We start from the raw sequence: 23,373 nt of genomic DNA, 5'->3' as shown, positions 1-23,373 counted from the left end.
CTCCTTATTCCGCCGCTTCGAGCGTCGGCGTGCTCGCATGTGTGGTGAGGGCAGGGCTGATTTTCTGGACCACGCCGTCCTTCATCACGAAGGCGACCTTTTCCGGCCCGGCCAGGATGGAAATGTCGGCAAGCGGATCACCGTCGACCAGGATCAGGTCGGCCAGCTTGCCCGGTGCCAGCGTGCCGAGTTCGCCGCCATATCCCATGGCAAGGCCGCCGTTGTGGGTGGCACAGACCAGCGCTTCGGCCGGGGTGTAGCCGTAGAAATCGACGAAGGATTTGAGGTCGCGCCCCTGCGTGCCCTGCGGGCTCCAGCCGAAGCCATAGTCGCCGCCGATCAGGTGGCGGATGCCACGCTTGCGCAGTTCGGTATGAGTCTTCAGCGAGTTTTCCAACAGGTCCGGAATGTTCATGTAGCCGCCGACTTCGGGCGAGAGGCCGTGCGCCGAAGCCTCACCCGCCATGATCTGCGCGAAGAGGCCGACGGTGGGGACGACGAAGATGCGGTCCCGCGCCTCCTCCATCATGTCCAGCAGTTCCTCGTCCACGTATTCGCAGTGGAACAGGCCGTCCACGCCCGCGCGGACGCAGTGCTTTGAGCCTTCGATGGAGCGGGTGTGGGCGTTGATCTTGCGGCCATAGGCATGGGCCGTTTCGGCGGCGACGCGCACTTCCTCGAACGTCATCGGCGTCGTGTTGCCGGGGGTGCCGGGGTAGAACGGGTCGCCCGAGACGTCGAGCTTCACGTTGTCGATCCCCTCGCGGCAGTGGAGGCGCACGGTCTTGCGCATCTCCTCCACGCCGTCGACGATGGCGGAGGGGCCGATGCGCGGGTTGTGCAGCTTGCTCTCATCCCCCATCGCGCCGGTGACGGAGATTTCGAGGCCGCCGGCACGGATGCGCGGGCCGGGGAGGCGGCCGGCGTTGACCTCGTCACGCACGGCGACCGCCAGTTTCAGCTTCGCTTCGGACGCGCCGTAGGCAGAGGTAAAGCCCGCCTCGATCAGCGCCTTGGCCCCGCGCGCGGCGGTGAAGACCTGCGTTTCGGGACAGGGGGCGATCAGGTCCTCGGTCGCGCAGACATTCTCGAAAGAGAGGTGCGCGTGGCCTTCGACCATGCCGGGCATCAGGAACATGCCGCTGGCGTCGATCGTGATGTCGTCCGGCTGCGCGGCGGTCGTGGTGCCGACCGAGGTCACGCGGTTGCCCACTACCACCAAGTCGCCCTTGATCGTACTTTTGCCGGTCCCGTCGAATATCGTGGCGTTCTGGATCACTGTCCGTCCCACGGTTTTTCTCCTTTCGGCCACGGGTGTTCTCGTGGCCCTCGCGTCTCAGGTTAGGAGCGGGGAGGGGCGCGGCAAATGACGGGCGGGGCAGAGGGCTTGTCCTGTACGGGAACGTCGCAGGAGCGTTTTCCCGCTGGGGCAAGTCGCAGGGCGTGAGGAGCGCTTTGCGCGGCCCCCCGGCTGCGGCATCAATCAGGAAAATCAATCGAGAGGATTTATGGGCAACCTTCATGTCACCATGACCGACATCGACGGCGTGAAGCACGAATTTCCCGATGTAGAGGAGGGCGTGAGCCTGATGGAACTCGGCCGTTCGCGCGGGGTTGCCGGGATCATGGGCGATTGCGGCGGCGGCTGTGCCTGCGCGACCTGCCACGTCTACGTCGCGGCAGACTGGTGGAACGAGGTGGGCGAGCCGGATGATGTGGAATTCGCCATGCTCGACATGGTGGCGGACGTCATGAAGGACACCAGCCGCCTGGGGTGTCAGATCAAGATGAACGGCAATCTGGACGGGCTGGAAGTCACCGTGGCGCCTGCGTCGGGTTACTGATCCTTCCCCTCGGGGCAAGCCTTGGTTCGAGGGCGGGCATGGCTGGCCGCCGCTGCGCGGTCCATAGAAGATCGCAAAGACACAGAATACGGGACAGGCTAATGGCTACACAGGCAAGCGAAGATCGGATCAGCGAGCGGCGGGAACTGACCGCCGAGGAGCAGGCGCTGCTCGATAGCGGTTCGCTGGCCGATACCGCGATCCAGGCGCAGCCCAACGCGTTCTACCGCGCCATGCGCCACGGCGATCCGATCCACTATGACGCGCGGCTCGGTTCCTGGCTGGTGACGCGGCACGAGGATATTGCGCAGATCCAGTCGGACCCGGTGACCTTCTCGGTCAAGCACGGCTATTCCGAACAGCAGGCGCGCGGGATGCGGGAGGAGTTTCAGGCCTACCTCCAGAAACATGGCGGCGGCTATTTCCCGGACGCGATCATGTCCGATCCGCCTTACCATACGCGCATCCGCAAGCTGATGGAGCAGGCCTTCACCGCGCACCGCGTGAAGGAACTGGAGCCGCGCATTACCGAAGTGGTACGCGGGGTGATCGCCGATGTGGTGGCGCGCGGCGATGGTCAGTGCGATGCCGTGAAGGACATCGCGATCCCGCTGACCATTCGCGTGATCGTGGAGCAACTCGGGCTCGATCAGGGCATGGAGGAGCAGATTTCGCGCTGGTCGGTCGCGGTCACCGCGCAGATCGGCGCGATGCAGAGCCGCGAGACGATGTTGGCCAACGCCGCGCAGATCGCGGAGCTGCAGCAATATCTGATCGCCAAGATGAACCAGCGTGAGGCGAACCCGTCGGAAGACATGCTTTCCGATCTGGTCCATGCCGAAGTCACCAATGAGGATGGCGGCAAGGAAAAGCTGACCTTTGCAGAGGCGGTCTCGCTGGTGCGCGCCACGCTGATCGCGGGCAACGACACCACCGCGACCGCCATCGGCAACTTGTTCTACGTCCTCACCACGCGCCCCGGCATGGCCGAATTGCTGGAAAGCGTGGCGGACGACGATCGTCAGCTGGGTCGCTTCGTGGAGGAGCATCTGCGCGCCGAACCGCCGGTGCGCGCGCTCAGCCGCATGACCACACGCGAAGTCACCGTGAACGGCACGACGATCCCCGCCCATGCGCATATGCTGCTGGTCTACGGATCGGGCAACGATGACGAGACGGTGTTCCCGGAGCCGCGCAAGTTCGACCTGACGCGCACCAATCTCGGCCGCCACGTGGCCTTCGGTGGCGGTCCGCACCGCTGCATCGGGTTGGCGCTGGCACGCATGGAAGTGAAGGTGGCCGCGCGAGAGATCGCCCGGCAGATGAAGAACCTGAAGCTGGCCATTCCCGAAAGCGCGATCCGCTACACGCCCACCGTCGCCACGCGCACCATCGAGTCGCTGCCGATCACTTTCGAGGCGCGCTGATGGAACTTGCGGGCAAAGTAGCGGTCGTCACCGGCGGCGCCAGCGGCATCGGCCGCGCCACCGTGGAACTGTTCGCGGCGGAGGGGGCGAAAGTCCTGATCGCCGATATCGCGGACGAGGCGGGAGAGGCGCTGGCGGAAAGGCTGGGCGCTTCGGCGGTCTACCAGCGCACGGACGTATCCGATCCGACGGCGGTGGAGGCGATGATCGAGGCTGCCGTCTCCCGCTTCGGCGGGATCGACGTGCTGTTCAACAATGCGGGCATGTCCTGCGGCGCGTTTCCCAGCTTTCTGGACGATACGCTGGAGGATTTCGACCGGGTGATGCGCGTCAACGTGCTCGGCCCGATGCTGGGCACGCGCAATGCCGCGCGGATCATGGCGAAGCACGGCAGAGGAGGCGTGATCCTCAATAATGCCTCCATCGCCGGCACCCTCGCAGGCCATGCAATGATGACCTATCGCGCGTCCAAGGCGGCGCTGATCCAGTTCTCCAAGTCCTCCGCCATCGATCTGGCGCGGCACGGCATCCGGGTGAACTGCATCGTGCCGGGGCATGTGCGCACCGAACTGTCCTCGTTTGGAGAAAAGGGGGCCGAGAGCGGCCTTGCCGCTCGGATCGAGGAGGGCGTCAACGCGGTCTACCTCTCCAACCAGCTGATCAAGCGGCGCGGGGAGCCGGAGGATGTGGCGCAAGTGGCGCTGTTCCTTGCCAGCGACCGTGCGCGCCACATGACCGGCGCGGTGATCCCGGTGGAAGGCGGGGTGACCGTGGGCGATCCGGTCAACCATCTGGAGCAGATATTCGACGCTCGCGCGGCGGCATTCGCGGCGATGGAGCGCGTGGAAGGCTGAGAGATCCCGAATACGGGGCCAAGGCTTTTGAGGTGGTGGTGTGCCGCTTCAGGGAGGAGAGGGAACATGAGGAACTGGCTGAAGGTCGCGCTTGCGGCCGGAACCGTGCTGTCGGGCATTGATGGCGCCCATGCACAATCGCAGCAGGCACCGGCAGGTGGCGGCGTTACCATTCACGAAGGCGATATCGTCGTCACCGCGCGGCGGCGTGACGAAAGCCTGTCCACCGTGCCGGCGGCGATCATCGCGCTCAATGCCACCGATCTTGTCGAGCGCGGCGTGAAGACCGATTCCGACCTGCAACGCATCGCGCCGGGCCTGACGATCCGCCAGACACAGGGCAACAACTCGCTGACGTACTCGATCCGTGGGCAGTCCGCCGATACGTTCTCGGGTTCGCCCTCGGCCGTCATCGCCTATCTCAACGAAGTGCCGCTGACGATCAACAGCGCCTCCTCGTTCTACGATCTGGAGAACGTGCAGGTGCTGAAAGGCCCGCAGGGCACGCTGTTCGGCCGCAATGCCACCGGCGGCGCGGTGCTCTACAATTCGGCCAAGCCCAGCGACAAGCTGGAGGCGGCGCTGACCGGCCGGGTCGGCAACTACGACATGTGGGAAGGCGAGGGGATGTTGAACGTGCCCCTGCTGGCGGACAGGATCCTGCTGCGCGGCGCCTTCGACGTGATCCGCAAGGACGGCTATATCCGCAACTTGCTCAACGATGAGCGTCTCGGCGACATCCGCCGTGACAGCGGGCGTGTGACGCTGACGGTGAAGCCCACCGATACGATCAGCAACACCACGATGCTGCAATATACCAATACGCGCGGCACCAATACCGGCGCGTCCTACACCTACAGCGTCTATTCCTGCGGCCAGACCAACAATGGCTTCGCGCTGACCTGTGGGGCGGGCTCGCTCTTCGGGCCGGGGCTGGACGCGATCACCGGGCCCGGATCGTGGGACGCCTATCTGGCCACACACCCCGATGCCTATGCGCCGGGCCTGATCGACTATGTGAACGAACAGCGCCGCATCGGACCCTACAAGACGCGCCATCCCGGCGGGGCCAGCCACCACGGCAAGGACTGGTTCGTCACCAACACGACCGAGGCGGAGCTGAGCGACAGCATGACGCTGCGCAACATCTTCGGCTGGTCGGATTCCAAGACCCGTTCCGAACAGCCGCAGCTGGGCGCGCCCTTCGTGACGATCCTGACCGCCAATGCCGCGGCGGACGAGTATGGCAACCAGCTGAAGGTCCGCTCCGTGTCCGAAGAATTGCAACTGGTCGGCGATGCGATGGACGGCAAGCTGGACTATATCTTCGGCTACTATTTCCAGAACCAGCGCAGCGACACGCTCTGGCCGCAGACCTATTTCGACGTCTCGCCGATCATTGCGCCCAGCTACGTCACCAACAACTTCCGCATCCGCAACCGCACCAATGCCGTCTACGGCCAGGTCTCCTACGCAGTCTTGCCGGACCTGAAGCTGACAGGGGGGCTGCGCTATACCTGGGAGCGGGTCTCGATCGCCCAGCTTCCCGGCGCCACCTACACTTACGGCGCACCGGACCAGCGGAAGACCTTCCATGATCCGTCATGGGAAGTGGGGCTGGAATACAAGGTAACGCCCGACGGGTTCGCCTATCTCAAGACGCGCGGGAGCTTCCGTTCGGGCGGTTTCAACGGCGCCGCCCCGCCGGTCAACGCGACGGCGACCGATGGCGGCAACCTGTTCAATTCGGAGCATACGCAGGATATCGAGGGCGGCCTGAAGTTCGCGGGCGATGTCATGGGCCGCCCGGCCAACTTTGCCGGCGCCGTGTTCATCCAATGGGTGCAGGACGTGCAGCGCGTGGAGTTTCCCGACCCGGACGGCCCCAGCGGCCTCGCCTCGATCGCGGTGACCGCCAACGTGCCGTCGGAACGGATCTGGGGCTTCGAGGCGCAGGGCAATATTCGTCCGGCTGCATGGCTGGAGATCGGAGGTTCGGCGGCCTACACCAAGGCGACGTTCACCGATGGCCGGATCGAACTGTTCGGCACGCCGTATTCCTACGGGCCGGTGGGCGATACGCCGAAGTTTTCCGGCACTGCCTATGCACAAGTGTTCCTGCCGGTGGGTGAGGATGCGGGCGAAGTCTCCCTGCGCGGCGATCTCTACGGCCAGACCGCGCAGTATTTCTCCAACGCGGCGGATTCGATCGCGCCGGGGACCAGGCTGCCGGGCTATGTGCTGGTGAACGGCAGGCTGGACTGGAACAAGATCATGGGATCGGGCTTCTCGGCCGCGCTGTTTGCCAAGAACCTGACGGACAAGGCCTATTTCGTCGGCGGCATGACGCTGGCCGCCGCACTGGGGCACAATGCCGCTGCCGTGGGCGAACCGCGCACTTATGGTCTGGAAATACGGTACAGTTTCTAGAGAGTTCTTGGGGTCTGTTTGAAAATTCGCGAAACGCGAATTTTGCGGCACCAGCCCACGCCCCCACCCTACCACCCAACGGTATTATCCTGCGGGTGGTAGGGTGGGGGCGTGGGCTGGTGCCGCTCAAAAATGCCCTTTTTGGGCGTTTTTCGAACAGGCTCTTGGAAAGGCCGCGATCTCGCGGGCGATCGTCTCCGGGAGTTCGAGATTGAGCAGGTGGCCCGCATCCTGATGGTCGACCCGGTGGACCTGGTCGCTCGCCCCGGCGATCAGGTCAGCCATCAGACGAAAGTCCTGCGTGTCATGGCTGCCGGTCAGCAGAAGCGTGGGACGGCTTAGCGCGGTCAGCCGATCGACTTCGGGCAGTTCCGGCCGCTGGAGGTCTTCCACCCACTGGCTGCCGTGAAAGGCCTCGATCCCGGCGCGCAGGCGATCGGCGGAGGGGCTTTGGCGGGTGGTATCGAACAGGGGATGGCGCCACCAGAGTTCGCGGGCGGCGGCCATGTCGCCGCTTCGGGCCGCGCGGCCGATGGCCTTCCAGCGCTCCACCCAGTCCGCGCTCCATGACCAGCCGACCATGAGCGGGCTGACCAGCACCAGCCGCCGCAGCCGCTCCGGCCAGTTCAGCGCGAAGTTGAGAACGGTGCCGCCGCCCATCGAAAGGCCGCACAGATCGGCTTTCCCGATGTCCAGGGTATCGAGCAAGGCGAGCAGGTCCTCGGCATGCGAGAAGGTCTCGCCCGGTACGGCTGGCGACTCTCCGAAACCCCGCTGGTCGTAGGCGATCAGCGCCATGTCGGCAGGCAGCTCGGCAATGACCGGCTCCCAGTCGTGCCGGGAGCCGCCGAAGCCGTGAACGAGCACCAGCGGCGTGCCGGTGCCCTCGCGGCGCCATCCAGAGAGGGTTGCGCCGTTCGTTTCGATGCGGAAGTCCTGCGTCATGGGGACGAGGCTAACGCGCCTATCCCCTTTCCGCACCCTAAAATCAAGCAGAGCCCATGTACCGGCCGCCATTGGTGCTGATCGTCTGCCCGGTCATGTAGCTGGCTTCCTCGGAGGCGAGGAAAGCGGCGGCGGCTGCGATATCTGCGACCTGACCGAGCCGCTTGACGGGCAGGGACTTGCCGTAGGCATCGGCATCGATCGGCGCCTGGCGCAGCATGGGCGTGTCGATCGAGCCCGGTGGGATCATGTTGGCGGTAATGCCGGTGCCGCCCAGTTCCATCGCCAGAGCCTTGGTCATGCCGAGGAGGCCGCCCTTGGACGAAACGTAATGGCTTTGCGCGAAGGAACCGGACTGGGTGGAGGACGAGGTGATGTTGATGATCCGGCCCCATTGTGCCGCCAGCATGTCGGGCACGATCTCCTTGGTGACCAGCCAGGGGCCCTTGAGGTTGATGCGGATCACCTTGTCGAATTCGTCATCCTCGATATCGAGGAAGGGCGTGAAGGGGGCGATGCCCGCATTGTTGACGAGGATCGCGACCGGGCCGAACCTTGCGCGGGTCTCGTCGGCGGCGGCCTTGATCGCTGCCTTGTCCGAACAGTCGGCCGTGACCGCGATGGCCTTGCCGCCTTCCGCCTCGATCATCCGCACGGTTTCCGCCGCGCCTTCCGGGTTGAGATCCCATACGGCAATGGCGGCCTTGTCCTCGGCCAGCCGAACGGCGATGCCGCGTCCGATGCCCGAACCGCCGCCGGTAACGACGGCGACCTTGCCTTCAAGCGAACGTGTCATGAAATTCTCTCCCGCGGTGCTGCTGCGTTTGTGCTGAACGGGTGAACAGCGCGCGCGGCGAGAGTCAAGCGGGCAGGTTACATGCGTTCGGCAAAACCGCCGTAGCGGCCTTTGTGGAACAGCATGGGATCGTCCTCGCGAACCACTTCCATGCTCAGGACTTCGCCCAGGACAAACCAGTGATCGCCCGCTTCGGTCACCGAATAGAGGCGGCATTCGATGGCGGCGATCGAATCCTTGATGATCGGCAGGTTGTGATCCGAGACGATGTAATCCACGCCCACGAACTTCTGCTCGCCCCTGGCGGTTACCGCGCGGCAGACTTCGGTCTGGTCGCTGGCCATGACGTTGACGCAGAAATGCCCGGCCTTCTCGATCAGCGGCCACGAGGTGCTCTTGCGATCGGGGAAGAAGCCCACGAGCGGGGGATCGAGCGAAACCGAGGTGAAGGAACCGACCACCATGCCCGCGGGCCTGTCTTCGTCGAGCGCGGTTATCACGCAGACGCCGGTGGGGTAGCTGCCCAGCACCTTGCGGAATGCTGCCGGATCGATGGTGGTTGTCGTCACTGGGTGGTTCATCCTGTCATGGAAGAGGCGGTCATGAAAAGGCGGCCATGAAAAAATCGGGGCGGGCGTCAGGGCTTGAGTATCCCCTCCATCCGTGCGGCGGTTTCGTCAAGCCATTGGCGGAAGGCCGTTACGCGCGGGAGCTTGCGTATGTCCTGGTGCGTGACGAACCAGAAGCTGCGGACGATGCGCTTTTCGGGCAGGACGGCAACCAGGCGCGGGTCGGTTTCGGCCATGAAGCAGGGCAATACGCCCAGGCCTCCGCCACCGGCGATCATGCTGTGCTGCGCGGTGATGCTGGGCGAACGGATCGCCGCTTTCAGGCCCGGCTGGATCTCGTCGAGATAGCGCAGTTCGGGCGAGTAGACGAGGTCGGGGATATAGCCGACCAGGGTGTGCCCGTCGAGCAGGTCCGCCGGGCGGGCCGGGGTGCCGCGCGCGTCGAGATAGTCCCGCGTGGCATAGAGCCTCAAAGTGTAGTCCGATAGCTTGTGCGCCACCAGCGGGCCGGTGCGCGGGCGCGAGAGCATCACCGCCACGTCCGCCTCGCGCCGGGTCGGGCTGAGAAAGCCGCTGCTGGCGACGAGATCGATGGCAAGGCGCGGATGGGCCGCCTGGAAGCGGGGGATATGGCGGGCCAGGAACCAGCAACCGAACCCTTCGGACGTGCTGATCCGCAAGGTGCCGTAGAGCCCGTCATGGCCATCGGCCTGCTCGGCGATCCTTCCGGCGGCGCTGGCCATGGCCTCGACCGAGGAAAGCAGCGTTTCCCCCGCTTCGGTCAATTCCTGGCCGCTGCGGGTCTGTTCGAAAAGAGCCGTGCCCAGCGAGGCTTCGAGGCGGCGCAGGCGGCGGCCCACTGTGGTGGGGTCGACGCCGAGTGCGCGCGCGGCGCCGGCCAGTTGCCCCGCCCGGGCGATGGCGAGGAAGGCCTGGTAGTCGCTCCAGTCGATCGAAGGTATCGTCAATGTATCGTCACCGCGGCAAAGTAATCCTCGTAGCTGCAAATGTGCAGTTATCGATGGCGTATTTTCAGCTTGCCTGCAAATCGGAGCGGGACCACCTACCGTGGAAAGGGCGCGAAGCGTGCCTGCGAGAAAGATTGCGAAAGGATGAGGAATGCGCCTGATTGACCACCTCGTTGTCGGCGGAAGCGGCGGTTCGGCCGCGCGCCTGGGTGACGTCTTCAACCCCAGCACCGGTGCGGTGCAGGCCCAGGTTCCGCTGGGCGATGCCGCGCTGCTCGACCGCGCGGTGGCCACGGCGCAGGCGGTCCAGCCCCAGTGGGCGGCGATGAACCCACAGCGCCGCGCCCGGGTGCTGTTCAAGTTCAAGGAACTGATCGAACAGAACATGCAGAGCCTGGCCGAGCTCCTGGCCAGCGAGCACGGCAAAGTGGTGGACGATGCCAAGGGCGACATCCAGCGCGGGCTTGAAGTGGTCGAGTTCTGCTGCGGCATCCCGCATATGCTCAAGGGCGAGTACACGCAAGGCGCCGGTCCCGGCATCGACGTCTATTCGCTGCGCGCGCCGCTGGGCGTGGGCGCGGGCATCACCCCGTTCAACTTTCCGGCGATGATCCCGATGTGGATGTTCGCCCCCGCCGTCGCGGTGGGCAATACCTTCATCCTCAAGCCTTCCGAGCGCGATCCTTCGGTGCCGAACCGTATCGCCGAACTGTTCCTGGAAGCGGGCGCGCCCGAAGGCGTGCTGCAGGTGATCCATGGCGACAAGGAGATGGTGGACGCGATCCTCGACCATCCGGGCATCGCGGCCGTCAGCTTCGTCGGTTCGTCCGACATCGCGCACTACGTCTATTCGCGCGGTGTCGCGGCGGGCAAGCGCGTTCAGGCGATGGGCGGCGCGAAGAACCACGCGATCGTCATGCCCGATGCGGACATGGACCACGCCGTCAACGACATCATGGGCGCCGCCTATGGCTCGGCGGGCGAGCGCTGCATGGCGCTGCCGGTTGCCGTTCCCGTGGGTGACGAAACCGCAGACATCCTGCGCGAAAAGCTGGTCGCCGCGATCGACAAGCTGAAGGTGGGCGTCTCCAACGATCCCGAGGCGCAGTACGGCCCGGTCGTCACCGCCGTCCACAAGCAGAAGATCGAGAACTGGATCCAGACCGGCGTCGATGAAGGCGCGGAACTGGTGGTAGACGGTCGCGGCTTCTCGCTGCAGGGCTATGAGGAAGGCTTCTTCGTCGGCCCGTCGCTGTTCGATCATGTGACGCCCGAGATGAGCGCCTACAAGGAAGAGATATTCGGTCCGGTTCTCCAGATCGTCCGTGCCAAGACCTTCGAGGAAGCCGTCGAACTTCCGACGAAGCACCAGTACGGCAACGGCGTTGCCATCTTCACGCGCAATGGCCATGCCGCGCGCGAGTTCGTGAACCGCGTGCAGGTGGGCATGGTCGGCGTCAACGTGCCGATCCCGGTCCCGGTGGCCTATCACAGCTTCGGCGGCTGGAAGCGTTCGGCCTTTGGCGATCACAACCAGTACGGCATGGAAGGCGTGCGCTTCTGGACCAAGGTGAAGACCGTGACCCAGCGCTGGCCGGACGGCGGTGCGGGCGATAGCGCCTTCATCATTCCGACCATGGGGTGATATGAGGGAACATGCCTGATAATGCGGGTGTTTCCCTGGAAACGCCCGCATTATGGAAGGATGCTTGATGATGAAGATCGGCAACGCCCTTTTACCGAAGCTCGTACCGGCCCTGGCCGCCTCCGCGCTTGCCCTGGGCCTGGCGGCCTGCTCGAAGGAGCCGGCAAAGCCCACGGACACCCCCACGGCGGTGCCGGCGCCTGTGGAGACGGCCACGACTGGCGATGAAGCGCAGGGTTCGGCGGAGACAATACCCACCGCCATTCCCGCGCAGTTGCAGGGGCGCTGGGGTCTCGTCGATGCCGATTGCACCAGCACCATGGGCGATGCCAAGGGCCTGCTGACGATCGACGCCGATACGCTCAAGTTCTATGAATCGGTGGCGAAGCTCGGCACGATCAAGTCCGGCTCGGCCTCCGCGCTCGACGGCGCGTTCGCCTTCTCCGGGGAAGGTCAGAGCTGGAACCTTGACGTCGCGCTCTCCTCGCCTGACGGCGGCAAGACATTGATCCGCAAGGATACGGGACCGGATGCCATGCCGGGCACGCTTACATATACCAAGTGCTCCTGAGGGGGCCGCTTACCTGACAGGGACTAGGATGACTGAACAGTTTGGCCTGACCGAGGACCAGCTTGCGATCCAGGAGACCGCACGCAAGTTCACCGCAGACCGCATCACCCCTTATGCCGCCGAGTGGGACGAGAAGCACCACTATCCGGTAGACGTATGGAAGGCGGCGGGCGAACTGGGCTTCGGCGCGATCTACGTGTCGGAGGAAAGCGGCGGGATCGGCCTTGGCCGGCTCGACGCGGCGCTGATCATGGAGGCCATGTCCTACGGCTGCCCGGCGACCAGCGCCTATATCTCGATCCACAACATGGTCGCCTGGATGATCGACAGCTTCGGGGACCAGCAGCTCAAGGATCGCTATCTTCCCGATCTCTGTTCGATGGAGAAGATCGGCTCCTATTGCCTGACCGAGCCGGGTTCCGGCTCCGACGCCGCAGCGCTCAAGACCACCGCGCGCCTCGATGGCGATCACTATGTCTTGAACGGCACCAAGCAGTTCATCTCGGGCGGCGGCTATAACGATGTCTATGTCGTCATGGCCCGCACCGGCGAGCACAAGTCGCGGGGGATTTCCTGCTTCGTGGTGGACAAGGATACGCCCGGAGTCTCCTTCGGCGCGCCCGAGAAGAAGCTCGGCTGGAATGCGTCGCCCACCGCGCAGGTGATCTTCGAGGACGCGCGGATCCCGGCGGAGAACCGTGTCGGCGCCGAGGGCGACGGCTTCAGGTTCGCCATGGCCGGGCTGGACGGCGGCCGCCTCAACATCGGCGCCTGCTCGCTCGGCGGGGCGCAGCGCTGCCTCGACGAGGCGGTGCAATATGTGAAGGATCGCAGGCAGTTCGACCAGCCGATCGCGGAATTCCAGAACACCCAGTTCCGTCTTGCCGAAATGGCGGCGGAACTGGAGGCGGCCCGCGCGCTGCTCTATCTTGCCGCTGCCAAGGTCACCGCCGGCTCTCCCGACAAGACCCGTTTCGCTGCCATGGCCAAGATGATGGCCAGCGACACCGGTTCCTCGGTGGTCGACCGCGCGCTCCAGTTGTTCGGTGGATACGGTTATCTTCGCGACTATCCCATCGAGCGGTTCTGGCGCGACCTTCGCGTCCATCGTATCCTCGAAGGCACCAACGAGGTCATGCGGATGATCATCGGCCGCGACCTCCTCAAGTAAGGGGCCAGAGGACATGACCACCGATACTTTGCCCGCAGAGACCCAGGCCGCGGAAATCCTCGATCGCCGTGAGGGCGTGGCGGGGGTGATCTCGCTCAACCGCCCCAAGGCGATCCACGCGCTGACGCTCGGCATGTGCGAATCGATGAGCGCATTGCTGGCCGGATGGGCCGGTGATGACGAGCTGAAGGCCGTGATGATCGAGCATAGCGAAGGGCGCGGGTTCTGCTCCGGCGGGGACATCAACCTGCTGCGCCGTTCGGCACTGGAAGACCACGGCGCGGAAGGGGGCCGGTTCTTCCTGGCGGAGTACCGGCTCAACCACCAGCTTTTCACTTACGGCAAGCCGGTCGTGGCGTTCATGGACGGGATCACCATGGGCGGCGGCGTCGGTATCTCGCAGCCCGCGCAGTTCCGCGTGGCGACCGAGCATACCCGCTTCGCCATGCCGGAAACAGGCATCGGCCTGTTTCCCGACGTCGGCGGCGGCTGGTATCTGTCCCGGCTGGACGGGCGGCTGGGCCAGTTCCTCGCGCTGACCGGCGCGCGGCTCGACGGCGCGGAATGCCTCTGGGCAGGCCTCGCCACCCATTACCTGCCGAGCGAGGCGCTGCCCGAGGCCAAGCGCCGGATCGCCGCCGGGCATGAAATCGGCGGCGTGCTCGGCGCGCTTTCGGTAAAGCCCGGCGAAGCGAAGATCGCAGGCCATGCCGCGCAGATCCGCAGGCACTTCGCCTTCGATACGCTGGAACAGGTGCTCGCCTCGCTGGAAAGCGACGACAGCGAATGGGCCGCGCGCGAACTCGCCACCTTGCGCATCAAGAGCCCGCAGGCCTGCAAGGTCTCGCTGCGCCAGCTTGCCACGTCGCTGACCCTCGACAATTTCGCGCAGAACATGGCGATGGAGTACCGGATCGCCAGCCGCGTGCTGGTCCTGCCGGACTTCGCGGAAGGCGTGCGCGCGGTGATCGTCGACAAGGACAATGCGCCGAAATGGAATCCCCCGGCGCCCGAAGGCGTCACCGATGCGATGCTGGATGCGATCTTCGCGCCGCTCGCCCCAGAAGAGGAATGGAAGCCTTTATGAGCTACGAGACGATCCTGGTCGAGCAGAAGGGCCGCGTCACACTCATCACCTTGAACCGGCCGCAGGCGCTCAATGCTCTGAATTCGAAGGTTCTGGACGATCTCATCAAGGCTTTCGCCGCTTTCGAGGCTGATCCCTCGCAAGGCTGCGCAGTGATCACCGGTTCGGGAGAAAAGGCCTTCGCGGCCGGTGCCGACATCAAGGAAATGGCCGACAAGCCTGGCGCGGAGTTCTATTCCGAGGACTTCTTCGCGGGCTGGACCAGCCAGATCGTCAAGACCACCCGCAAGCCCTGGATCGCGGCGGTGAACGGCTTCGCGCTGGGGGGTGGCTGCGAACTGGCGATGATGGCGGATTTCATCATCGCCTCTGAAAACGCTAAGTTCGGCCAGCCCGAGATCAAGCTGGGGGTCGCTCCCGGCATGGGCGGATCGCAGCGGCTTACGCGCGCGGTCGGCAAGTCCAAGGCCATGGACATGTGCCTTACCGGGCGGATGATGGATGCCGCCGAAGCCGAGCGGGCCGGCCTCGTCAGCCGCGTGGTGCCGCTCGACCAGTTGCTGGAAGAGGCGTTGAAGGCGGCGGAGGCCATCGCCGGAATGCCGCCGCTGGCCGCGACGATGAACAAGGAAATGGTCAATCTCGCCTTCGAGACGACGCTCGATACCGGCCTCGTCATGGAACGCCGGATGTTCCAGGTGCTGACGGCCACCGAGGACAAGGCCGAGGGCATGGCCGCCTTCGTGGAGAAGCGGCCGGGGGTCTGGAAGGGGCGCTGACGCCATCCGCCGGGCGATGCCGCGATGTGTCGTCCGCTCCATTGTGCAGAGTGAAGTAACGGCTCCGGTTCCGGTCCTTGCCGGAATGACGGGCTTTGCCTGGAGAGAAATCTGGGCCTGCACGAAAACCTGGGAGAGAATGTCATGAAAATTGCCTTCATCGGCCTCGGCAACATGGGCGGCGGCATGGCTGCCAATCTCGCGAAGGCGGGCCACGAAGTTCGCGCCTTCGACTTGTCCGCCGAAGCCCTCGCCAAGGCCGCGGAGCACGGCTGCGCCACTTTCTCCGCCGTTCCCGAGGCGGTCGAGGGCGCCGATGCCGTCGTCACCATGCTGCCGAACGGGGCGATCGTGCGGTCGGTTTACACTGCCGAAGTCTTCGGCCATGCGCCCGAAGGCGCGCTGCTTCTCGATTGCTCGACCATCGACCTCGAAACCGCGCGCGAAGTGGTCGCACTGGCGCAGGCGGCGGGTTACGAGATGGTTGATGCGCCTGTCTCGGGCGGGATCGCGGCGGCGAATGGGGGCACCCTGACCTTCATGGTCGGCGGCAGCGATGCGGTGTTCGCCCGCGCGAAAGCCGTGCTGGAGCCCATGGCCAAGGCCGTGATCCATGCCGGAGAAACCGGCGCGGGGCAGGTCGCCAAGATGTGCAACAACATGCTCCTGGCGATCCACATGATCGGCACTTGCGAGGCGCTGGCCCTGGCGGAGAAGGCAGGTCTCGATCCGCAGACCTTTTACGAGATCAGTTCGAAAGCCACCGGCTACTGCTGGTCGCTCAACGACTATACGCCGATGCCCGGCGTGGGCGCGACCAGCCCTGCGGACAACGGCTATGCAGGCGGCTTTGCCTCGGCCCTGATGCTGAAGGACCTGCGGCTGGCAATGGCGGGCGCGACAAGCTCCGGCGCCACTGTGCCGATGGGCGAGCACGCGACGAAGATCTACGAGGCCTTCGTCGAGGCAGGCAACGGCGGCAAGGACTTCGGGGCCATCTTCACGACGCTGTGAAGATGAAACTGGCGCGAGGGGCAGGGGGCTATGCTCCCCTGCCTTCCTCTTCCTTCTTCCTGTCCAGCACGAACCGAGGCACGCGCATCCCCTTGGTCCTGCCGGTCAGATGAAACTGCCGACAAAGCGCGCAGCGGTAGGGGCGCAAGGTCACGGCCGCCTTCGCTGCTGCCTCCAGCGCTTCCGCCTCGCTGGCGTAGCGCCGCTTGCGCTGGCAGACGCCAAAGTGCGTGCGCATCTCAGCCGAGCAGCCGCGCGCCCAGAAGCATGAGCAGTTTCACGTCCATGGCGTAGCCTTCCGCCCGCCAGTCCGCGATCGCCTGTTCGATCCCGGCGAGGGGAACGCGGTGGACGACGATATCCTCGCTGTCCACGCCGCCGCCTTCGCCTGTCTTCACCAGATCGTGGGCGCGGAACAAGGTGAAGCTTTCGCTGACCATGCCGGGCGAGGAGAAGAATTCGCCAAGGTTTTCCATGCGGCCCGCGCGGTAGCCGGTTTCCTCTTCCAGCTCCCGTGCGGCCGCGACCATGGCGTCCTCGTCGGCACTGTCTTCATGGTCGCCGACGAGACCGGCGGGCAGCTCGATGCAGCGCTTGCCCAGCGGTACGCGGTACTGATCGACGAGGATGACATGGTCTTCGGCATCGATTGCCAGGATCACGGCGGCGCGAATGCCGCGTGCGCGGCTGACATATTCCCAGCGGCCGCGCTTGCGGGTGGTGATGAAGCGGCCCTGCCACATGACCTCGTCGGGCGCGTCGGCATCGGGGGGCAGGGTGGTGGTATCGCTCATATCTCGATCAGCCTGTCGGGAAGTTCGTTCACGTCGTCATCGGCGCGCGGGAAGTGTTCGGAAAGGATCGCGCCGACTTTGCCGACGGCCACGACCATGCCGTCACAGATGCGGCCCTTGCCGACATGGGCGAGCATGGCGGTCATGGCATCGCCCCAGACTTGCGGGTCGACCTTGGCGGCGATGGCACGGTCGGCGACGATCTCGGCGCGATGTTCGCGCATGGAAAGGTAGATGAGCACGCCCGTGCGCCCGGTGGTGCGCTGCTCCGCACCGATGCGAAAGGCGCGGACGGCATGGGCGTGGACGCGCATGGTCTTGATCCGGGCCGGGACGAGCCAGAACTTGAGCGGCGGCCAGAGCTGCAGAAGCAGCATGGCGCCGAACTTGATCGCCGCCACGCCGCCCGCAAGGCCCAGGATCATGCGCGGGGTCCATTCGTGCCCCCAGTCAGCCAGAAGGCTGTCGTAGAGCCCCATGTAGAAATCGGGCGCGATTACCAGCGCGCCCAGGGCGAGGAAGGCGATAATGGCCGACCAGGCGAGGGCCACATCGGTATAGCCGTCCGAACGATCGGCCAGCACGGTGACGATCTCTCCGGCGCTGTGCATCTCGGCCTCGCCCACGGCGGCGCTGAGGCGCTCGTGATCCTCGGCGGAGAGATATACGGGTTTTGCCATTGTCTCTCCCCTTACCAGCTGCCGCTCGCGCCGCCGCCGCCGAAGCTGCCGCCGCCGCCCGAGAAGCCGCCTCCACCGCCGAAACCTCCGCCGCCACCCCAGCCGCCACCGCCGCCCCAATGGTCGTCGTCATCGCCGCCGAAGCTGCCGGGCATCCAGATGATCGGGCCGCCGAAGCCGCCCCGCCGCCTGCCGCCGCCGCGCGCCTCGTTGATCATGGGCAGGACCACGAAGAAGACGATGATCAGGATGAAGATGATGGTGCCGATCGGAAAGCCGCCGCCGCTGCCTTGCTTGCGCGCGGCATCGGCTTCTGCCGCCACTTTCTGCGCTTCTTCCTGGGGCAGGGTGAGCTGCTTGACGAGTGCGTCGGTGCCGGCCTCGATCCCGCCGGCGATGTCGTTCGCCTTGAAGCGGGGAACGATATCGTTGTTGATGATGAGGAAGCTCATCCCATCGGTCAGGATGGGTTCGAGGCCGTAGCCGACCTCGATCCTCAGCTTGCGCTCGCTGGGCACGACGATCAGCATCGCGCCACTGTTCTTGCCCTTCTGGCCGATGCCCCAGGCGCGGCCGAGCTGGTAGCCGTAGTCGGAAATCTCGTAGCCTTGCAGGCTGGGGAGCGTGACGACCACGAGCTGGCGGCCGGAATTCTTCTCCAGCGCCTCAAGCTTGCCGTTGAGGCGTGCCTCCACGTCGTCCGGGATCACGTTCGCATCGTCGACGACGCGGCCGGTCAGCTTCGGGAAGGTGGGCGCGGCGACTGCCTGCTGGGCAAGCAGCGCGCCGAACGCCAGGAGAACGGCCGCCAGAACGGCCCGGAAGCGGGTCACGTTATCAGATCTTGCCTTCGAGGCTCGGCGCGTTTTCGGCACCCGGCGTGGTCGCCTGATAGGGAACCAGCGGGTCCGCACCGCGCAGCTTGGCGCCGATCATCGTCGGGAACGTGCGGACTTCGGTGTTATAGTCCTGCACGGCCGCGTTGTAGTCGCGCACGGAAATGCGGATGCGGTTTTCCTGACCTTCGAGCTGGGTCTGGAGCATCTGGTAGTTCACGATCGACTTGAGCTCGGGATAACGCTCGACGCTGACCAGCAGGCGCGAGAGGCTCTGGCCGAGCTGGCCCTGTGCGGCCTGGAACTGCTGCATCTTGGCCGGGTCGTTGAGATCGTCCGCGGTCAGCTGGATCGAGGTGGCCTTGGCGCGCGCCTCGACCACGCCGGTGAGGATTTCCTTTTCCTGCGTGGCAGCACCCTTGGCGACAGCGGCAAGGTTGGGAACGAGGTTGGCGCGTTCCTGGAAGGCGGCCTGCACGTCGGCCCACTTGGCCTTGGCGGCTTCCTGCTTGGTCGGAACCGAGTTGAAGCCGCAGGCTGCCAGCGACAGTGCGGCGGCAAGGGCCAGCACCGCGCGGCTCTTGCGGGCCAGGTTGGAAAGGGACATGCGAGATCCTCCTGATCGGCAGGAGCGATGAGCCCCGCCTGTTGCCCAGATAGATAGCAGTCGCCCGGTCCGGTTCAAGGACATGTCGCGTTGCAACTTATTGCCGCAACCGATTGTTAGCTAAACGACGATGTGGCAGGTCTCCAGAGCCACGAATGGCCAGAGATGGCCCGATCGATATGGATCGCACAGGATCGAGGGGAAACGACCCATGCTTCAGGAATTCAAGACTTTCATCGCGCGCGGCAACGTGCTGGACCTTGCCGTCGGTGTGATCATCGGCGCCGCTTTCGGCAAGATCGTGGCGTCGCTTACGGATGACGTGATCATGCCGTTCATCGGCCTCATCACCGGCGGTATCGATTTCAGCAACAAGTTCGTGGTGCTCGGCACCATTCCGGCCGGTTACACCGGGCCGATGACGTACGCCGGTCTCAAGGCGGCGGGCGTGGCCATGTTCGGCTACGGCGCATTCCTCACCGCAATCATCAACTTCCTGATTCTCGCCTTCGTGATCTTCCTGATAGTGCGCCAGGCCAACCGCCTGCTGCCGAAGAAGGAAGATGCGCCCAAGGGGCCGACCGAGGTGGAACTGCTCTCGGAAATCCGGGATACGCTCAAGCAGCGGTGAATTGTTCCACAGGGTTCTGACAGCGAGGAAGGGGCGGGGCATATCCCGCCCCTTTTCATTTCCGCGCGACACCCTATATGAGATCTCGCCGGTTTCGACCGGCTATGATGATAAACTGCGCCGTATAATAGGCACAGCGGACCCGGGGGCGGTACCCGGCGGCTCCACCATCACCCGTCCTGCCTTCGGCCGGACAACCCTGTTGTCGCAGGGGTGATGACGGGGCCGAACTAGGATCGACGTGTGTTGAAAAGCGGTGTTTTCATTCGGGCTGAGTAACCCGTTCAAGGCTCAAAACTCACAAGTGCCAACGACAACGAAGCACTCGCTCTCGCCGCGTAATTCTAGGGGCTAACGCCCTGAAGTTACAAAGCTAAAGCGCGGTTGGACCCACCGGGCAACAGAAGGGATTCCAGGGGTCCGGGGTGTACCTTGCAACAGAAACACCCCACCTTTCCCCATCGTTGAACATAGATCGGCCTGTTTCGGGACGATCAGGCGCTGTCGGCTGTCGCGCCGCGTATTTGCTCCGCTTCGGATGCGGTTGTCGCTTCCCTTGCCGCGGCTTCCTGCTGGGCCTGTTCGAACTTCAGGCAATCGAGGATCTTGGCGCCGGCCATGAAGACCGCGCCGGTGCAGGCCAGGAACAGCAGTTTTCCGCCAAAGCCCGGAAAGCGGGTGAGGTAGGCGCTGCCACGCTCCACCGCGCCGAGGGCGAGGGCATAGATGATCATGAACGCTTCCCAGCGGGTCTTGATCACGAAAAGGCGGCTGATCCTGCGAAGCATTTTTAGTCCTTCCAGCACGCAAAATCGCCCCCGCATGAGAGGCAACAGCCCACGGCGCCGCCTGTTCCCGAGCGGTCGTGGGTGGGGGGAGTTTTCTCTGTAAGTCTTTCCGACGCAAGGTGTAAGCTGGTCCGACGTGGTGCCAATCTGGGACGAAGCGCTTCTCGCCCCAACCGCTGAAGGGCCGCGCTGGTCTTTTCGGATTTGCCAAGCGATGTCGCTTGGGGCATAGAATGCGCATTCCTCCCCAGGACAATCTTGAAACAGATGTCACGATCGCGCGCGTAGATCTTGTGTGCGCGCACGGAATGCGAGGATAAATGACCGACAGAATTGAACGTTCGGGCCTTCTGGTCGATGCCGCGCTGGCGCGTTTCGTCGAGGAGCAGGTTCTGCCGCCGATCGGGCAGGACTCGGTTGGGTTCTGGGCCGGATTTGCAGCGCTCGTAGTTGAACTGGCGCCGCGCAACCGGGCCTTGCTGACGCGGCGCGACGCGCTTCAGGCGCAGATCGATGGCTGGCATGACGAACGGCGGGGGAAGCCCCTCGAACAGCCCGAATACCAGGCTTTTCTGCGCGAGATCGGCTATCTCGTCCCCGAGCCCGGCGATTTCGCGATCGCCACCCGCGGTGTCGATTCCGAAATCGCGGCGATGGCGGGGCCGCAACTCGTCGTTCCGGTGCTCAATGCCCGGTTCCTGCTCAACGCGGCCAATGCGCGGTGGGGCAGCCTCTACGATGCGCTCTATGGCACGGACGCGCTGGATGCCCCTGCGGTAGCGGGGAAGGGATATGACGCCGCGCGCGGCGCTGCCGTCATCGCGCAGGGCCGCCGTTTTCTGGACGAGGCCCTGCCGCTGGCATCGGGCAGCTGGGCCGATCTGGCCAGCTTCGACGCCGTTTTGGCGGATCCCTCGCAATATGTCGGGGACACCCGTGTCGGACGTTTCTATCGCTCGAACGGGCTGGGAATAGAGATCGTCGTCGATCCCGCCAGCGACGTGGGCCGTTCGGATCGGATCGGGATTGCCGATATCGTGCTTGAAGCGGCGCTCACGACGATCGTCGACCTGGAAGACTCGGTCGCGGCCGTCGACGCCGAGGACAAGCTGGCAGCCTATCGGAACTGGCTGGGCGTGATTCGCGGCGATCTGACCGACAGTTTCGAAAAACACGGTCGGGCGCAGACGCGGGAACTGGCATCCGACAGGACCGTCACCACGCCTTCGGGCGAAGTGCTCACGCTGCCGGGCCGCAGCCTGCTGTTCGTGCGCAATGTCGGCCATCTCATGACCAATCCGGCGATACTGTTGCCGGATGGCTCGGAAATTCCCGAAGGCATCATGGATGCGGTGCTGACCAGCGCCATTTCGGTGCAGGACGTCAAGGGGCTGGGCCGCTTCGGCAACAGCCGCGAAGGATCGATCTACATCGTCAAGCCGAAGATGCACGGGCCGGAGGAATGCGCCTTTACCAATGACCTGTTCGATGCGGTCGAGGACCTGCTCCGGTTGCCGCGCCATACCGTCAAGGTCGGGGTCATGGACGAGGAACGGCGGACTTCCGCCAATCTTGCCGCCTGCATCCACGCCGTGAAGGACCGCATCGTCTTCATCAACACCGGCTTCCTGGACCGTACCGGCGACGAGATCCACACTTCGATGCGGGCAGGGCCGATGATCCGCAAGAACGCGATCAAGGGATCGACCTGGATCGCGGCTTACGAGACGCGCAATGTCGCGATTGGCCTGCGCCACGGGCTTTCCGGCATCGCGCAGATCGGCAAGGGCATGTGGGCCGCGCCGGACCGGATGCGCGACATGCTGGAACAGAAGATCGCGCATCCCCGTACCGGCGCCAATACGGCCTGGGTGCCGTCTCCCACCGCGGCGACGCTCCATGCGATGCATTATCACGAGGTCGACGTGTTCGCGCTCAGGGAAGAGATGGCGGGTGCCGAGGTTCCCGGCCTCGACCTGCTTCTGCAAGTGCCGCTGGCGGACGGCGTGAACTGGTCGGAGGAAGAGATTCGCGAGGAACTCGACAACAATGCGCAAGGGCTGCTGGGCTACGTCGTTCGCTGGATCGACCAAGGCGTCGGCTGCTCCAAGGTTCCCGATATCGACGACGTCGGCCTGATGGAGGACCGTGCGACGCTGCGGATTTCGAGCCAGCACCTGGCGAACTGGCTGCTTCACGGCGTCTGTTCGCAGGACCAAGTCATGGATTCGCTCCGGCGCATGGCGGAGCGTGTCGATGCCCAGAACCTTGGCGACCCGCTCTATGAACCGATGGCCGGAAACTGGGACACGTCCTTCGCCTTCCGTGCCGCCTGCGACCTGGTTTTCAAGGGCACCGAGCAGCCGAGCGGCTATACCGAGCCGTTGCTCCATGCCTGGCGCCGCCGCAAGAAGGAGGCCGTGGCGGCAGGCCGGATTTTTGCGGAAGTCTGACTCTCGCATTAACTTTAATTTGATCTATCGCCCCCAAAGCACTATTCAAAGGATTGTTCGCTAGGGGGGCCCGGCGTTGAAGAGACATAATGTTGACCGTGCCCACGGGCACGACCTGCCAGCTACGCCGTCGAATGACGGGCCGGATGGTGCTGTTGCAAGCTCGAATGAACCCGCGCGTGTGGTGCGTCTGGATCTCCGGCGCGCCGCGCGCGATTCTTCTGAGACAGGTGAACCGCTACCGGTTGCCTTGGCGGCGGAAGCCCTGCGTTTCCCGCGCGATCGCGGTATCGCCGGGCTTCTGGCGTCCGATGGACCGTGGGCGGGGCGGATGATCCAGTTCGCGCTGATGGTGCTCGGCGTTGCCGTGGCGATCTGGGTGGCGGGCCAGCTTGCGAAGCCCGATCTCGGTGCCGGCGATCAGGCGGCACCCGCATCGCAGCAGATTTCCGGCGAGTAGGGCATACCCCAAGGTCGCTGACCT

At 64.8% G+C, this 23,373-nt stretch carries 24 protein-coding genes and 1 other RNA gene; 14 read left to right on the top strand and 11 right to left on the bottom strand.

What is annotated here, in order from left to right; genetic code table 11:
* Window positions 1–4: 4 nt before the first annotated feature.
* Window positions 5–1,291 (bottom strand): amidohydrolase family protein, encoded by a 1,287-nt coding sequence (locus tag NTCA1_RS10060; RefSeq protein ID WP_159830340.1) that lies wholly within the window; start codon window positions 1,289–1,291, stop codon window positions 5–7.
* Between the two features lie 217 nt (window positions 1,292–1,508).
* Here NTCA1_RS10060 and NTCA1_RS10055 point away from each other — a divergent pair, with 217 nt between their 5' ends.
* The 4 genes from NTCA1_RS10055 (at window position 1,509) to NTCA1_RS10040 (ending at window position 6,555) form a co-directional block, all read left to right on the top strand.
* The gene (locus tag NTCA1_RS10055; RefSeq protein ID WP_086490717.1) at window positions 1,509–1,844 is read left to right on the top strand and encodes a 2Fe-2S iron-sulfur cluster-binding protein; all 336 of its coding nucleotides are present in this window, start codon (window positions 1,509–1,511) and stop codon (window positions 1,842–1,844) included.
* Window positions 1,845–1,945: 101 nt separating this feature from the next.
* Window positions 1,946–3,271, top strand: a complete 1,326-nt coding sequence (locus tag NTCA1_RS10050) for a cytochrome P450 (RefSeq protein ID WP_159830338.1) — start codon at window positions 1,946–1,948, stop codon at window positions 3,269–3,271.
* The gene (locus tag NTCA1_RS10045) at window positions 3,271–4,125 is read left to right on the top strand and encodes an SDR family NAD(P)-dependent oxidoreductase (RefSeq protein ID WP_159830336.1); all 855 of its coding nucleotides are present in this window, start codon (window positions 3,271–3,273) and stop codon (window positions 4,123–4,125) included. Before NTCA1_RS10050 ends, NTCA1_RS10045 begins: the two co-directional genes overlap by 1 nt.
* Window positions 4,126–4,191: 66 nt before the next feature.
* The gene (locus NTCA1_RS10040) at window positions 4,192–6,555 is read left to right on the top strand and encodes a TonB-dependent receptor (RefSeq protein ID WP_159830334.1); all 2,364 of its coding nucleotides are present in this window, start codon (window positions 4,192–4,194) and stop codon (window positions 6,553–6,555) included.
* Between the two features lie 126 nt (window positions 6,556–6,681).
* Here the strand turns inward: NTCA1_RS10040 and NTCA1_RS10035 are convergent, their stop codons facing one another.
* The 4 genes from NTCA1_RS10035 to NTCA1_RS10020 all read right to left on the bottom strand — a co-directional run bounded on the left by NTCA1_RS10035 (window position 6,682) and on the right by NTCA1_RS10020 (window position 9,833).
* Window positions 6,682–7,500, bottom strand: a complete 819-nt coding sequence (locus NTCA1_RS10035; RefSeq protein ID WP_159830332.1) for an alpha/beta fold hydrolase — start codon at window positions 7,498–7,500, stop codon at window positions 6,682–6,684.
* Window positions 7,501–7,543: 43 nt separating this feature from the next.
* A complete protein-coding gene (locus NTCA1_RS10030; protein ID WP_159830330.1) occupies window positions 7,544–8,296 on the bottom strand; it encodes an SDR family NAD(P)-dependent oxidoreductase in 753 nt (250 codons plus the stop codon).
* Window positions 8,297–8,373: 77 nt separating this feature from the next.
* The gene (locus tag NTCA1_RS10025) at window positions 8,374–8,865 is read right to left on the bottom strand and encodes a flavin reductase family protein (RefSeq protein WP_086490711.1); all 492 of its coding nucleotides are present in this window, start codon (window positions 8,863–8,865) and stop codon (window positions 8,374–8,376) included.
* Window positions 8,866–8,933: 68 nt separating this feature from the next.
* Entirely contained in the window at window positions 8,934–9,833 is a 900-nt protein-coding gene (locus NTCA1_RS10020; RefSeq protein WP_306439283.1) for a LysR family transcriptional regulator, read from the bottom strand.
* A 151-nt stretch (window positions 9,834–9,984) separates the two neighbouring features.
* Between NTCA1_RS10020 and NTCA1_RS10015 the strand changes: the two genes are divergently transcribed.
* The 6 genes from NTCA1_RS10015 to mmsB all read left to right on the top strand — a co-directional run bounded on the left by NTCA1_RS10015 (window position 9,985) and on the right by mmsB (window position 16,100).
* On the top strand, window positions 9,985–11,478 hold the full coding sequence (locus NTCA1_RS10015) for a CoA-acylating methylmalonate-semialdehyde dehydrogenase (protein ID WP_159830328.1): 1,494 nt from the start codon (window positions 9,985–9,987) through the stop codon (window positions 11,476–11,478).
* A 67-nt stretch (window positions 11,479–11,545) separates the two neighbouring features.
* Complete coding sequence (locus NTCA1_RS10010) at window positions 11,546–12,049, top strand: hypothetical protein (protein WP_236549214.1); 504 nt, start codon at window positions 11,546–11,548, stop codon at window positions 12,047–12,049.
* Window positions 12,050–12,077: 28 nt separating this feature from the next.
* Window positions 12,078–13,220 (top strand): acyl-CoA dehydrogenase family protein, encoded by a 1,143-nt coding sequence (locus NTCA1_RS10005; protein ID WP_159830326.1) that lies wholly within the window; start codon window positions 12,078–12,080, stop codon window positions 13,218–13,220.
* 13 nt (window positions 13,221–13,233) lie between these two features.
* Window positions 13,234–14,307 carry an enoyl-CoA hydratase/isomerase family protein gene (locus tag NTCA1_RS10000; RefSeq protein ID WP_159830324.1) on the top strand — a complete coding sequence of 358 codons (1,074 nt, stop codon included), beginning with the start codon at window positions 13,234–13,236 and terminating at the stop codon, window positions 14,305–14,307.
* Window positions 14,304–15,086 carry an enoyl-CoA hydratase-related protein gene (locus NTCA1_RS09995; RefSeq protein ID WP_086490707.1) on the top strand — a complete coding sequence of 261 codons (783 nt, stop codon included), beginning with the start codon at window positions 14,304–14,306 and terminating at the stop codon, window positions 15,084–15,086. The genes NTCA1_RS10000 and NTCA1_RS09995 overlap by 4 nt, the downstream gene beginning before the upstream one ends.
* Before the next feature lie 144 nt (window positions 15,087–15,230).
* Window positions 15,231–16,100, top strand: a complete 870-nt coding sequence (gene mmsB / locus NTCA1_RS09990) for a 3-hydroxyisobutyrate dehydrogenase (protein WP_086490706.1) — start codon at window positions 15,231–15,233, stop codon at window positions 16,098–16,100.
* Between the two features lie 28 nt (window positions 16,101–16,128).
* On the opposite strand, the gene NTCA1_RS09985 is transcribed toward mmsB, so the two are convergent.
* Genes NTCA1_RS09985 through NTCA1_RS09965 form a run of 5 tightly spaced genes read right to left on the bottom strand, consistent with a single transcriptional unit; the run spans window position 16,129 to window position 19,017 of the window.
* Window positions 16,129–16,338: a hypothetical protein gene (locus NTCA1_RS09985; protein ID WP_086490705.1), complete on the bottom strand. Its 210-nt coding sequence runs from the start codon at window positions 16,336–16,338 to the stop codon at window positions 16,129–16,131.
* 1 nt (window position 16,339) lies between these two features.
* On the bottom strand, window positions 16,340–16,894 hold the full coding sequence (locus tag NTCA1_RS09980) for an NUDIX hydrolase (protein ID WP_086490704.1): 555 nt from the start codon (window positions 16,892–16,894) through the stop codon (window positions 16,340–16,342).
* Window positions 16,891–17,574 (bottom strand): TPM domain-containing protein, encoded by a 684-nt coding sequence (locus NTCA1_RS09975; protein WP_086490703.1) that lies wholly within the window; start codon window positions 17,572–17,574, stop codon window positions 16,891–16,893. The genes NTCA1_RS09980 and NTCA1_RS09975 overlap by 4 nt, the downstream gene beginning before the upstream one ends.
* An 11-nt stretch (window positions 17,575–17,585) precedes the next feature.
* A complete protein-coding gene (locus NTCA1_RS09970; protein WP_086490702.1) occupies window positions 17,586–18,407 on the bottom strand; it encodes a YgcG family protein in 822 nt (273 codons plus the stop codon).
* A gap of 4 nt (window positions 18,408–18,411) precedes the next feature.
* Window positions 18,412–19,017, bottom strand: a complete 606-nt coding sequence (locus NTCA1_RS09965) for a LemA family protein (RefSeq protein WP_086490701.1) — start codon at window positions 19,015–19,017, stop codon at window positions 18,412–18,414.
* A 211-nt stretch (window positions 19,018–19,228) separates the two neighbouring features.
* On the opposite strand from NTCA1_RS09965, the gene mscL reads away from it, so the two are divergent.
* A complete protein-coding gene (gene mscL, locus NTCA1_RS09960; RefSeq protein WP_159830322.1) occupies window positions 19,229–19,648 on the top strand; it encodes a large conductance mechanosensitive channel protein MscL in 420 nt (139 codons plus the stop codon).
* A 48-nt stretch (window positions 19,649–19,696) separates the two neighbouring features.
* Window positions 19,697–20,101, top strand: a transfer-messenger RNA (tmRNA) gene (gene ssrA, locus NTCA1_RS09955).
* A 41-nt stretch (window positions 20,102–20,142) separates the two neighbouring features.
* Here the strand turns inward: ssrA and NTCA1_RS09950 are convergent.
* Complete coding sequence (locus NTCA1_RS09950) at window positions 20,143–20,436, bottom strand: hypothetical protein (protein ID WP_159830320.1); 294 nt, start codon at window positions 20,434–20,436, stop codon at window positions 20,143–20,145.
* Between the two features lie 320 nt (window positions 20,437–20,756).
* Between NTCA1_RS09950 and NTCA1_RS09945 the strand changes: the two genes are divergently transcribed.
* Window positions 20,757–22,889: a malate synthase G gene (locus NTCA1_RS09945; protein ID WP_159830318.1), complete on the top strand. Its 2,133-nt coding sequence runs from the start codon at window positions 20,757–20,759 to the stop codon at window positions 22,887–22,889.
* A 184-nt stretch (window positions 22,890–23,073) separates the two neighbouring features.
* A complete protein-coding gene (locus tag NTCA1_RS09940; protein ID WP_133083854.1) occupies window positions 23,074–23,349 on the top strand; it encodes a hypothetical protein in 276 nt (91 codons plus the stop codon).
* The last annotated feature ends 24 nt before the right edge of the window (window positions 23,350–23,373 follow it).

The sequence above is a fragment of the Novosphingobium sp. TCA1 genome, from assembly GCF_009811895.1.
GTDB lineage: Bacteria > Pseudomonadota > Alphaproteobacteria > Sphingomonadales > Sphingomonadaceae > Novosphingobium > Novosphingobium panipatense_A.
This window is presented reverse-complemented; position numbering and strand designations above follow the sequence as displayed.